Genomic DNA, 12,513 nt, shown 5'->3' on the forward strand with positions numbered 1-12,513 from the left:
ATGACTGCTCATCGCATCTTCGCACCTCTTGTTTCCGCGCTGGCGCTTTCAGCGTGCGCGGTGGGGCCGGACTACGTCGCCCCCACGCCCCCCTCGGCGTCCTCCGGCCCCTTTCTTTCCGCCGCGTCCCCGGCCTTTGCGCCGGCCCCGGTCCAGCCGGACTGGTGGCGGCTCTACAATGACCCCGTGCTGGACGGGCTGGTCACCGACGCGCTTGCTGCCAATACGGATGTGCGCATCGCGCTCGCCCGGCTGGAAAAGGCCCGCGCCGGGCTGCGCGGTGCCCGGGCGGATCGGCTGCCGCGCACCGATCTTTCGGCCAGCGGCGATTATGGCCGCCTGCCCGCGAGCCAGCGCGCGCCGGGAGCGCCGCGTGAGGACTGGGCGCTCGATGCCGGACTGTCGGTCTCCTATGAGGTCGATCTGTTCGGGCGTGTGAGCCGGGGCGTGGAAGCCGCGCGCGGCGATGCCGATGCAGCCGCGGCCGATGCCGACGCCGTGCGCGTCGCCGTCGTCGCCGATACCACGCGCGCTTATGCCGATGCCGCGTCGGGCGCGGCGCAACTGGCCGTCAATCGCGAGATCGTGGGCCTGCTCGACCGGTTGCTGGACCTGACCGGCAAGCGGCGCGAGGCGGGCCTTGCGACCACGCTCGATGTCTCGCGGATCGCCGCCTTGCGTGACCAGCGCGCTGCCGACATTCCGCTCATCGAGGCGCAGCGTCAGGCCGCGCTCTTCCGCCTCGCCACGCTCACCGGCCGGACCCCGGACGCCTTGCCCGAGATTGCCGGCCAGCGCAGCATCGGGCTGGAGATCCGGCAGGCCATTCCGGTCGGGGACGGGGCTACCTTGCTCGCCCGCCGCCCGGATGTGCGCGCGGCCGAGCGTCGTCTCGCTGCCGATACCGCGCGCATCGGCGTCGCCACGGCGGACCTTTATCCGCGTATCAGCCTTGGCGGTTCGGGTGGATCGACCGGCAATGATATCGGTGCGATGTTCGGCGGCGGCCCGCTGCGCTGGCTGCTGGGGGGACTCATCAGCTGGTCCTTCCCCAATCAGGAGGCCGCCCGCGCGCGCATCGCCGGCGCACGGGCGGACAGCGATGCCGCGCTTGCCGCTTTCGACGGCGCAGTGCTCAACGCGCTGGAGGAAACCGAGACGGCGCTCTCGACCTACGGCCACGCGCTGGAGCGCCGCCAACGCCTGCAGGCCGCCCGCGATTCCGCCGGCGCCGCCGCGCGCATCACCCGTGCCCAGCAGCGCGAGGGGGCCATCGACTCCCTCCAGCTGCTCGACACCGAGCGCACCTTTGCAGAGGCAGAAGCCGCGCTCGCCGCACAGGATGCCGAGGTCGCGCGCGCGCAGATCGATGTGTTCCGGGCGCTGGGCGGGAGCTGGGCGAGCTGAGCGAGGCTCAATGGTCCCCGGACTGGCGATGAGTCGCGCGACCGACGCTGAAATGCTAATGGCATCTTAACATCCGCACCATAGCCCGTGCGGCTGAGAAGCTGTTGTGAGTCAGCAATGGACGAAGGTCAGGTTTCCAGCGAGCGGATCGACGCAATCGAACGCGCATTGTCGCGGCCTGTTGGCCAGATCGCTCTGGAGCCGTCCCTCGAAACCGCCTATCTCGACCGCACTGACCTGAAAAGGCGCACAACCATTGCCAGCTGGCACGTCGGGGCGCTGATTGCCAATCTGGCGTGCCTGCCTCTGGATTATATCGTCGGTCAGCTGCAGCTGGGGCTGGCATTGCGGTTGGGCATCACGACTCCGGCCTATCTGCTGGCCATGGTGATCGTGATCCGGGGCCCGAAGCGGTTGCAGAACGCCGCCATCATCCTGCCCATGGTGATCTTTGTCGCGACCGTGACCTATCTCGGGCTTCAGGTGGGGCAACCGCATAGCGATCGCTATTTGATGGCCGCGGCTCTGCTGCTGATCTTTAAAAATCTCGCAATCCCTACCTCGGTGCGGCAGGCGCTGGCGACCACGACGCTGTCGATCCTCTCCATGTTCGGTCTGGCCTTTATACTGCGCGGCCCGAACATCGAATCCCTTACCCTCTGCGGATTCATTACTCTCGCGTCGTTCCTGCCGCTCGTTATGCGCTGTCAGGCAGAGCGCTCTGCGCGAAATGCGTTTCTCATCGAACTGAGGGACGAACTCAAATCCGCCCAGCTTGTTGCCTTGACCCAAGCGTTGGCGGAGCTTGCCGAGACGGACCCGCTGACCGGCATGCGCAACCGGCGGAGCCTTTCGGAGACGCTGAACGGCAAATGGGCGGCGGCAAGCGTGGACAACGCCTGGTTCGGTATCCTCATGATCGATATCGACCGCTTCAAGCTGTTCAATGATACCGCAGGGCATGATGCCGGCGACCGCTGCCTGGAGCGGGTGGCCTTGGCGTTGCAGAGCGAGGTTCACCGGCAGGGACATTATATCGCGCGCTTCGGCGGCGAAGAGTTCACCGCGATCACTTATGGCCTTGCGCCCGAACCGGCCCTCGCCTTTGCCGAGACGCTCCGGCGCGAGGTGCTCGATCTCGCCATTCCACATCCCGGCTGCGAGGATGTCGCGCCGGTCACGGTCAGCATTGGTGTGGCGGTGTTGCAGCCTTCGGCTCAGGACTCCGTGGAGGATGTCATCGGCGCGGCGGACGGCGCGCTTTACAAGGCCAAGGCAAACGGACGGAATTGCGTTGTCGGCTCGGCGGGCATGTCCGGCTACATTGCGCGCACGCTCATGAAAGACGCTGGCTAGGGTCTGGCAGGAGAGGAGCGGGGCCGGCCACAGCGAGTGAACCAGCCCCATCTCTCAGTCAGAAGTCGTACCGGACCCGCACGCCATATTCGCGCGGAGCGCCGTAGAACTCATTGTCGCCGAACTGGCCGGAGACATAGGTTTCGTCGGTCAGGTTGGTGCCATAGGCTTCGACCAGCAGATCACCCTTCTGCACGCCGAGCCGGGCGCCGAGCAGTCCCCGTGAGGGCAGCCGGTCGCTGATCGGCGAGTAGCCGATATAGGTCCATTGCGGGCCGACATAGGCGTAGCTCACGCTTGGCGTGATCTTAACATCGCCCACCCACAGGTCGTAGCGCGCACCCAGATTATAGGTCCATTTGGGTGAGTAGAGATTGGAGCCGCCGCCCGTGGTGCGCAGAAACGGGGTATAGTCGATGCAGGTCGGCGGATTGGATGCCTGGCCTGTTGGGCACTGCACGGCCGGGGTTACGCCCGGGAATGCGCGGGCGTAAGCGCGCGTGTCCACGAAGGTCACGTCGCCCAGCTCGGAATCCACAAAGGCCACGCCCGCATCGAAGGTGAAGCCGGAGACCCGCGCCTGCACCTGCGCCTCGATGCCCTTCACCTTGGCATCGGTGAGGTTTGTCACCGCCGTCTGTCCGGTCGCCGGGTCGAGAGCGTCGAACTGGAAGGCATTATAGTCATAATAGAAGGCGCCAAGCTGGGTGCGCACTGCACCGCCCAGCATCGTCGCTTTCCAGCCGATTTCATAATCGATCACCGTTTCCGGATCGAACTCGGAGACCAGCGAGTTAGAACCGCCCGGCTTGTAACCACGCGCGACGAAGGCATAGAACAGGTTGTTCTCGTCCGGCGTCCAGTTGAGCGAGACCTTGCCGGTCATCCGCCCGTCCTTGTGGTCGCCGCTCAGATCCGCCACCTGCAAGCCGTTTGGCGGGAAGGTGGGGATGCCCCGACCGATCGAGACGCTGCCGCCGCCGGTCACCGAGAAGTGCGAGTAGCGCGCGCCCACGTCCAGCGCGAGTTGCGGCGTGATCTTGTACGTCACCTGGCCGAAGACGCCGGTGGTGGCCTTGTCATTGTCGATCAGAATGTCCGTCGGGAAGCCATTCGAGCGGTTCTCGATGATCACGTCGATCCGGTTGCGCTGATAATAGCCACCGACGATCCACGAAAGATCCTGATCGGTCGGCGAGATGATGTTGAACTCCTGCGTCCACACCCGCTCGCGCACGAACTGTTGCTGCGTCGAAACCGCGAGGCGCGTCGAATCCGCCAGGCTATAGCGCGCGGCATTGGTCGCATCGCTGTCGTAGAGGTTGAAGATGCGCTTGTTCTGGTAGCCGCTGAGCGAGCGCAAGGTGATGCCCGATCCCAGCTCGTAGCGCAGTTCCAGTGAGGCCTGGATTGCCTTCTCGTCATTCTGCGTCGGCGTATCATAGTCGATCAGGCGCGGGTCGCTGGTCCGATAGGCCGCATAGGCGGTGCCGGTAATGGGGCGGTAGGCATAGCCGCCAGTTTCCTTGTCCGCGGCTTCCAGCTTGAACAGCGCCTGGAAGCTCTCGGTCGGCTTCCACAACGCACCGAAGCGGCCGGATAGCTCATCGAGCCGACCGGCCGAGCTGCCGGCGGAGCCGATGTCGGTGTAGAAGGAATCGCGCGTGCGCCATTTGCCGGCGCCGCGAATGGCCAGCGTGCGCGAGAGCGGCAGGTTGAGCACCGCTTCCACGCTGCGCGCGTCATAATTGCCGATCGAGCCCTCGATGGAGCCTTCCACGCCCGCAAGATTGGGGTTGCGGGTGTTGATGAAGATCGCGCCGCCGGTCGAGTTGGAGCCGACGAAGGTGCCCTGCGGCCCGCGCAGCACTTCCACCGTGGCAATGTCGTAGAAGCTCGAGGTGGTGACGATGGGCGGCTGGAAGATGCCGTCCACATAGGTCGCCACGCCGTTGGCCACGGCGGGCGATCCGCTGGCGAGGCCGATGCCGCGAATGTTGACGTTCTGCGTCAGCCCGGCGTCGGTAACGGAGAGCGATGGGACGACCGTCTGCAGCTCGTCCACCCGGGTGACGCCCTTCTCCACCAGGCCCTGGCCTGAGAGCGCGGTAGCGGCGACGGCGACCTTCTGGAGATTTTCTTCGCGCCGTTGCGCGGTGACGATGATCTCTTCCAAACCCTCGCCTTGCTGCGGGTTTTGCTGCGCCAGTGCGGGTGCCATCGCAACCACGCATGTCGTTGACGAAAGCAACGTCAGTAGTGCGCGGACGGCATAAACCTGTCGATTGGCTTTCATATCCTCCCTCTCCCTTGTCTGTTTCCCCGGCCTCCTTTGGCTATTGTGCCTTCAGGTGCGCGCGAGGCTTCTCATTTTCATTTTCAGTCCGTCGACTGCGCCTTTGCCTCATCCATTTTTTGGCGGCTTCCATGAGCCTGGCAGAGGATCGCGACGTGCTGTGCTACTGGTCTATGAGGTTTCGTTTGTTTCGGCGACTCCTTTCATTTATATGAAAAAGAAAATAGTCCGCCTGTGGCGCGCGGTCCACAGTTGCCGCTGAGCGAGAATGGGGAGGGGCGTGCAATGGAAATCATCATCGCGGCAACACTCCCGACAGTTCCCGGACAGAGTCATTCTGCGTGGAATTTGTAATCGATTGCTGATTCGCTGTCACGCGTTTACTGTGAGGGCGCCTTGTGGAGAGGAGCGGAAAGACCGTCATGACCATGCAACGCCTTATGTTTGCGCCGCTTGCGGCCATCCTCGCGCTTCTTCCTCATCAGCTCCGGGCGACCGAGGCCCCGCCGTCGGGCACGACCTCCGCAATGCCCGCCGTGACCATCGCAGATGCCACCGCCCGATGCGCCGCGCTCGGGGCAGGGATGGCGGGTCATTGGCCGGATGCCACCACCCGGCTGCTCAGCGCGACCTTCAATCCCGCCGGCCCCACGCCGGTCCCGCCCGGCCCTCCCGGCATGACACCGCCGCCGGTCGAGCTGCCGGCCCATTGCGCCATCGTCGGTGCGACGCGCGCGCATACCGGCGTCGATGGCCAGGCCTATGCGATCAGGTTCCATCTGCGCCTGCCGGTGGCGTGGAACGGGCGGTTCTTCTTTTCGGGCGGGGGCGGCACCAACGGCGAGCTGGGCGACGCCATTGGCCGGCTGACCGCCGCAGCGCCGGCCCTGGTGCAGGGCTATGCCGTGCTTTCGCAGGATAGCGGGCACGACAATGCGACCAATAGCGATCCCGCCCGCGGCGGCGCGAGCGCCTTCGGCTTCGATCCGCAGGCGCGCGCCGATTATGGCGGCACCTCGCTGCCGGTCGTCACGCATGCGGCAAAGGCGGCGATCCGCCAGTTCTACGGCAGCGATCCCCGCCAGAGCTATTTCGTCGGCTGCTCCAAGGGCGGGCAGGAAGGCATGATGCTCGCCCAGCGCTACCCGGATCTGTTCGACGGGATTGTCGCGGCCGCGCCCGGCTTCTCGCTGCCTAAAGCCGCGATTGCCGAGGCGTGGAATACGCAGGCCTTCGCCTCCGTCGTGCAGGCATCGGGCAAGCCGGTCACGCTCGCCAATCTGCGCGCAAGTTTCAGCATGGGCGATCTCGCGCTGGTCGGGCAGGCCGTGCGCACCGCCTGCGACGCGCTCGACGGCATGACCGATGGCCTGATCGGCGCGGTCGGCCAGTGCACCTCCGCCAGGGTGCTGCCACAGTTGCGCGCCAGCCTGTGCAAGGGCGACAAGGCCGAGGGCTGCCTCTCCCAGCCACAGCTCGACGCGCTGGTGCGCATTCACGAGGGCGCGCGGGACAGCAAGGGCGCGCAAATCTATCCCGGCTTCCCGTGGGATGCCGGCTGGGCGGACATGGGCTGGCGCATCTGGATGCTGGGCACGCCCGATGGCAGCGTGCCGCCGATCAATGTCGCCATGGGCCTGCCTTCGCTTGCGGCCGTCTTCATGACGCCGCCCGCTCTGGCCGGCGCCACGCCTGACGAATTGCTGGCTTGGGCCATGCGCCTCGACATGGATCGCGCCCGCGCCGGCGTCGAGGCGGTGGTGCCGCCGTTCACGCGCTCGGCCTGGCAGGATATCGGCGCGCGCTCGAACGACCTCGATGCGTTTCGCGCGCGGGGCGGCAAGCTCATCGTGCCGCATGGCATGTCGGACCCGGTCTTCTCGGTGAACGACACGCTGGCTTGGTGGGGCGAGGTCGATGCCCGGTACAAGGGCGCCGCGCGCGAGTTCGTGCGCGTCTTCCCAGTGCCCGGCATGGGCCATTGCGCCGGCGGCCCGGCGACGGATCAATATGATGCGTTCGGTGCCCTCGTCGCGTGGGTGGAGCAGGGCAAGCGGCCCGATCAGTTGAGCGCAACCGCCGGGCCGATGTCCGGCCTCAACGGCATCCAGCGCCCTATCTGCGCGGCGCCCGCCATCGCCCGGCGGGCGGGCGACACATCGGATCAGTCTGCGGCGCAGATCAGCTGCACGCAGCCATGAGCACCGACGGCCGCGCCATCTCCCCCGTCCGGGCGCGGCCGTCGTTGCAAGGATAGGCGCGACGTCCGTCTGCCAGACCGTCGCGGCGCGCACCTGCCATGTCGGATGAGGGGCAGCGCCTCCCATCCCGCGTCCGTCGGCATTTTGAGGAAATGGCCCGCGGTCGTGTGGACAATTTTCATTTGTGACGAAACTCCGCTTAGGAGCGGCAAGGATCGCTCGGTCTGCGTCGAAATGCGGTCCTTACCGTTTTCCCCGTTCGTGCTGAGTAGCGCCGCAGGCGAGTATCGAAGGCCCGTATCGAAGCATTGCAGCGCACGGCTGGTCCTTCGATACGCCGCTTCGACAAGCTCAGCAGCTACTCAGGACGAACGGAGGGAATGCCGGCAATGGCGTCGCGCCTGATCAGTCCGCATTCAACACCATGGTCGGACCACAGCCATTGCCGCTTTGGAGAGGTGACGAAGGATGGATGAGCGGCCAGTTTGGCGTGGGGAGCGGACATCCCGATTGTGGTCTTCTGGCTTGAACCGCAGATGAGAGCGGCGGTAGCATCACGATATGACCATCGCTTCGTTTAAGCATCATCTTCAAACAGCGATGCCTTTTGGCTGTCTGCCTAGCGCCCTTCTCTTTGTCGGGATGGGATTCGCTGTGTTTGTTGGCAACATCATGGGCGATTGTGAAGCTGGATCGGGTTGCCACGATAACGATGGCTTTCACATCCTGAACGGGGTCATGTGGACGCTAGTCATCGCGATGTCGATTGGAGTAGGGACCTGGCTGGCGTCGGCGGTTTTGAAAATGGCCTTGCGACCTTTGATCGGCTCGGTCGCGACCAATCTTCTTCTAGTAATTATGTCGCTGCTTGTCGTGTGGCTTTGCTTCAATCCGGCAATGGACTTCGTCCTCAAAACCACAACCCTCGCCGGTAATCTGTAAGGCGCCTTCAGGACATTCCAGCGCTAAGAGAATGTCCGCAATGGCGCCTTGACCGGGATGGCAGCTCACCAACTGAGATAGCGGACAACGGCCACCCACCGCAGCAACCAACCTTTCTCTCGCCGCCTACGCTGCTCGTTCAAGCCCGGCGACGCTGGGGCTGGCAATCGCGAGGCCGCTGCCGAGCACGAGGGCGTCCTCGACAAAGCCGGTCGCGGTCTGCCCATAACGCCGCATCGCCGCGCAGCGCAGGCGCCAGCCGAGATAAGATGAGGCCAGCGCCGTCCCGACTGCGACCGCCGCGCCCAGCCCACGGCGGCCGCGTGGCGCCAGGGCGGCGCCGGCATAAGCCGCTGTCACGCTGCGCACGGCGAGGCCGATCGGCACGATCCGGTCGGGCGCGCTCTTCATCTTGTCGCCGGCCATCTCCGCCGCCGCCAGCGACGCCGTGCCCGCCGCGATCAGCGGATTGCGCAACAGGCCCTGCAAAGGCAGCACCACCGGAATATCCCCCTTGCGCGTGCCCGTCGCCACTGCCGCCAAGGGCGTCATGCCACGCTGCCCGGCCACCAGGCCGATGAGGAAGGATCGGATCATGTCGGGTTCTCCGTAGATGGGTTCGTCTGGAGAACCGACGCGATGCGTGGATCGTTCCGGGGCGTGAGTATTCTTGGACGGCTTTGCGAGGGGGCGCCGTCGCCGTCCTATTTCTGCAGCGGCGGCACGCGCATCTCCAGCATGGCGCGGGTTTTGCGGCTGATGCCCCAGAGGATGCCCGGCCGGTTCTCGTCCCAATCGATCGCCTGGCCTTCGGCCTCCATGGGCACGGTGGCGATATGGTCCAGCGTGGCGCCACCCTTGGGTAACTGCGTCACATAGAGCTCGGGATTGTCATGGCCGGAGAGCCACAGCCGTCCATCCGGGCCAAAACCACCGCCCGAGATGCTCATCGGCGCGATCCGCTCGAGGATCGTGTCGGGCAGCGCCCAGCTTTGCGTGCGGCGCCAGTCCGTATCGAACTGGACGAGGGTGGTGTGGCGGTGGTCGCGCGGTGCCTCGCCGCCCTTGCCGTCATAATTGGCGAACAGCCCCCACCAGTGTCCGTCATGCCAGTCGACCCAAGTCAGCGAGCCTGTGCCAAGGCCGAGCGAGACGGTACGCTTGTGGGTGAGGGTGACGGGATCGAAAATCTCGACCGAACTGGCCTGTGGCACGGCAGGGAAGTTGGAGGCGGCGCACACCAGCTCGGCCTTGATGAGCGCGCAGCTGTTGATGTGCGGGTAGCGCGCTGGCTCGCCGGTCCAGACTGCCCGCCGCGCGCCGGTCTTGCGATCGTAGCGCGCGATGGTCCAGTTGGCGACGGCATAGACATCGTTCGGGCCGACCGCCACGCCCTGCCGCGCTTCCTCGGCAGGGATGCGGCGCAGCGTTTCGGCCGGCTGGCCCTGGGGCGGGGCGGCAGCGGGTGTCCCCGCCGCCGCCGCCGTGGCGGCACTGGCCGCCAGAGCGAGAAGCAGGCCCATCAGAAATTCGCCGCCACGCCGAACCAGAAGGTTCGGCCATATTCGGCGGATTCCTGCAGGTAGGTGCGCCCGGGCCCGACCAGCTCGCGCCGGCCCTGATTGTTGAGGTTCTGCCCCTCAGCATAGAGCGTGATGTTGGAGGTGACGCGATAGCTGATATTGGCATCCAGCGTGCCACGGCTCTTCCAATATTGGTCGGCATTGGGGATGGTGTCGTTGATCGTCTCCAGGAAGCCGCCGATATAGTTGTAAGACAGGCGCCCTTCGAACTTGCCCTTCTGATAATAGACCGAGGCGTTCCACACCGTATCCGGCTGGAGGAACAGGCCGGTCACGCGCGGCCCGGCGGTCGTGAGGAAGGTGAAGCGCGTATCGAGGAAGGTCGCGTTGGCGCTCACGCCCAGTCCGTCGAACGGATCGGGCAGGAAGGTCAGCGCCTGCTGCAGGTTCAGCTCCAGGCCCTTGATGGTCGCCGTTTCGGCATTGCGCGGTTCGGAGACGAGCACGCTCTCCGGCCCCCGGCCGACGTCGATCGTTTCCACATTGGAGAGGGTGAAGATCTCGTTCCTGATCTTCTTGTGGAACAGCGCTGCAGAGATGACGCCATCCTTGGGATAGAACTCGAAGGATAGATCGAAGCCCCGGCTCTCGCGCGGTTTGAGGCCCGGATTGCCGCGCGATAACGTCGGCTGGCTGCCATCGAAGCTGAGCGTCTCGCTGGCCGTGATGGAGGAATAATCCGGCCGGCCGATGGTGTTGGTATAAGCGCCGCGCACCACGACGCGGTCGGTCACATCCCAGCGGATGTGCGCGCTGGGCAGCCAGTTGCCATAGCTGCCGTCCGTCGTGATCTGGGTGAGCGCGCTTCCGAGCGTGCGATAGGCATCCGAGGAGACTTCCGTGCGCTCATAGCGCAGGCCGCCGAGCAGCGTGACATTGCCGATCCGGGTGCTGCCCTGCACATAGCCGGCATAGACGTCCTCGTTGACCTTATAGTCGCCCGCCTTCGAGGCGACGGTGGTGGTGAAGCGGCTCTGATTGGCCTGGTAGAAGGCCGGAAACGCGGCCGCATCGATGCGGATCGGAATGTAGAACTTGTCGCGGATCGGTTCGCTCGGCCCGGCGGTAACCACCTTGTCGAGCGTGTAGGTAAAGCCGCTGGCGGCCTTGTAGTCGGTCCGCTCGACTTCGTTCTTGCGGCTCGTCAGGCGCAGCACCGCGCCGGTCTTGAGCTTGATGCCACCATCGATGCTGTCATCGCCATAAGTGAAGTTCAGGCGGAACTGGCCGCTCTTCTCCAGCGACTTTTCCAGATTGCTGCGCTGCTGCTGGAGATAGAAGTTCGCGGGGTTCACCGCGGCGGCGGCGTTGGTCGGCGTGAACACGGGGTAGAAGTCCGACGTGTCATAGCTGAAGGCATAGCCGGTCGCGTCGGCATCGCGGGTGCGGAACTCGATGCTCTCATTGGGCACGCGCATCCGCCCAAGCGAGAACACCGCGTCACCATCCAGCTTCCATTGCTCGCCGCCATCCCAGGCGAAGGCGGTGCGGCCGAGCGCGACGAGGCGCCGCGTAATCGGCTGGTTGAGTTGCACGATGATCCGCCCGCGCGCGAACTGGCCGCTGGTCTGCGTCTGGTTCGCGACATTGCCGACCGGCTCCATGCGATATTCGATACGCTCCTCATCGTCCTCGGTGCGAGCGACGACGCCGGACAGCTCCCAGCGGAACGTGTCGGAGGGGCGCCATTCCAGCTTCACATTACCGCCGGTGCGCTGCTTGGTGTTGTTGTACCAGAAGAGGCGGTGCTGGGTCGGCACCTGGATGCCGTTACCGGTCGCCGCGCCGCTGTCCACCGGGGCGCCGGCGGCGGTATATTCGCGCACGGAGGGGCTGGCGACTTCGATCTGCGGAATGTCGTAATCGAGCTGCTCCTGGCTCGCGCCGATCACGATGCCCCATTCGTCGTCCGCGCCGAAGGTGGTGCCGGCGGCAAAGGCCAGCCGGTAGGAGGGCTTGCTGTTGCGCACCTCGCCATGCTGCTCATAAATGCCATAAGAGGCGATGCCGTTGAAGAACGGCCGGCCGGCATCGAAGGCGCTGCGGGTGGTGATGTTGATGATGCCGCCGACGGCATTGGCGTCATTCTCCGGCGTCACCGTCTTGATGACCTCGATCCGCCCCGCCATCACGGAGGGCACGATGTCCAGCGGCACGGTGCGCCCGCCCGAATCCACGCCCGCCACCAGCGCGCCGTCCACCGTCGTGCGGTTGTAGGTGGATTGCAGGCCACGCAGCACCGGGAAGCGCGGCTCGCCCTGATCCTCTTGGACGGAAAGGCCCGGAATGCGCCGCAGCGCCGCCGCCGTATTATGATCCGGCAGCTTGCCGATATCGTCAGCGGAGATCGCATCCATCACAGCGAACGCGTCGCGCTTCTCCGCCGTCGCCTCATATTGCGCGCGGCGCTGGCCGGTGACGACAATCGTATCGCCATCCGCACCAGCCTCGCTCTCGGCCTCCGGAACGGGCGCGGATTGTGCGAGGGCAGGCGTGGCAAGCAGAATGGCCGAGCACAGCAAAGCGGCCCGGAAAGTCGGGTAAAGCGGTTTCATTGTGGTGAGTCCCCAAAAGCAGGTTTTGTTCTGGGGGCGGCAGATAGGGAGGCGTTGCGTCAGGGAGGTGACGGGGAGGTTTCAGGGTGATGACAAATCAATAACGGTGCGATGACAAAGGGCGCGGGGCGCATCACTCTTCCAGCCTCAGCGCTGATTGACTGGGACGCATT

8 protein-coding genes are annotated in these 12,513 nt (G+C 65.3%); 4 read left to right on the forward strand and 4 right to left on the reverse strand.

All coding sequences use genetic code 11. The features are described 5' to 3' along the window. Together M2337_RS05230 and M2337_RS05235 are read left to right on the forward strand one after the other, a co-directional pair. Positions 1 to 1,407, forward strand: a complete 1,407-nt coding sequence (locus M2337_RS05230; RefSeq protein ID WP_264571950.1) for an efflux transporter outer membrane subunit — start codon at positions 1 to 3, stop codon at positions 1,405 to 1,407. Positions 1,408 to 1,524: 117 nt separating this feature from the next. Continuing rightward, positions 1,525 to 2,763 carry a GGDEF domain-containing protein gene (locus tag M2337_RS05235; RefSeq protein ID WP_264571951.1) on the forward strand — a complete coding sequence of 413 codons (1,239 nt, stop codon included), beginning with the start codon at positions 1,525 to 1,527 and terminating at the stop codon, positions 2,761 to 2,763. A gap of 58 nt (positions 2,764 to 2,821) precedes the next feature. Here M2337_RS05235 and M2337_RS05240 read toward each other — a convergent pair whose 3' ends face one another. Further along, positions 2,822 to 4,984 (reverse strand): TonB-dependent receptor, encoded by a 2,163-nt coding sequence (locus M2337_RS05240; RefSeq protein WP_264571952.1) that lies wholly within the window; start codon positions 4,982 to 4,984, stop codon positions 2,822 to 2,824. A gap of 503 nt (positions 4,985 to 5,487) precedes the next feature. Between M2337_RS05240 and M2337_RS05245 the strand changes: the two genes are divergently transcribed. Both M2337_RS05245 and M2337_RS05250 read left to right on the forward strand, forming a co-directional pair. Next, positions 5,488 to 7,260 (forward strand): tannase/feruloyl esterase family alpha/beta hydrolase, encoded by a 1,773-nt coding sequence (locus M2337_RS05245; protein ID WP_264571953.1) that lies wholly within the window; start codon positions 5,488 to 5,490, stop codon positions 7,258 to 7,260. A gap of 561 nt (positions 7,261 to 7,821) precedes the next feature. Next, a complete protein-coding gene (locus M2337_RS05250; protein WP_264571954.1) occupies positions 7,822 to 8,202 on the forward strand; it encodes a hypothetical protein in 381 nt (126 codons plus the stop codon). 126 nt (positions 8,203 to 8,328) lie between these two features. Here the strand turns inward: M2337_RS05250 and M2337_RS05255 are convergent, their stop codons facing one another. The 3 genes from M2337_RS05255 to M2337_RS05265 form a co-directional block, all read right to left on the reverse strand. Further along, on the reverse strand, positions 8,329 to 8,799 hold the full coding sequence (locus M2337_RS05255; RefSeq protein WP_264571955.1) for a DUF4126 domain-containing protein: 471 nt from the start codon (positions 8,797 to 8,799) through the stop codon (positions 8,329 to 8,331). A gap of 107 nt (positions 8,800 to 8,906) precedes the next feature. Further along, positions 8,907 to 9,725 (reverse strand): hypothetical protein, encoded by an 819-nt coding sequence (locus tag M2337_RS05260; protein WP_264571956.1) that lies wholly within the window; start codon positions 9,723 to 9,725, stop codon positions 8,907 to 8,909. Then, on the reverse strand, positions 9,725 to 12,340 hold the full coding sequence (locus M2337_RS05265) for a TonB-dependent receptor (protein WP_264571957.1): 2,616 nt from the start codon (positions 12,338 to 12,340) through the stop codon (positions 9,725 to 9,727). Before M2337_RS05265 ends, M2337_RS05260 begins: the two co-directional genes overlap by 1 nt. Positions 12,341 to 12,513 lie beyond the last annotated feature (173 nt).

Origin of the sequence: Sphingobium sp. B2D3A, from assembly GCF_025961795.1 — a bacterium.
GTDB lineage: Bacteria > Pseudomonadota > Alphaproteobacteria > Sphingomonadales > Sphingomonadaceae > Sphingobium.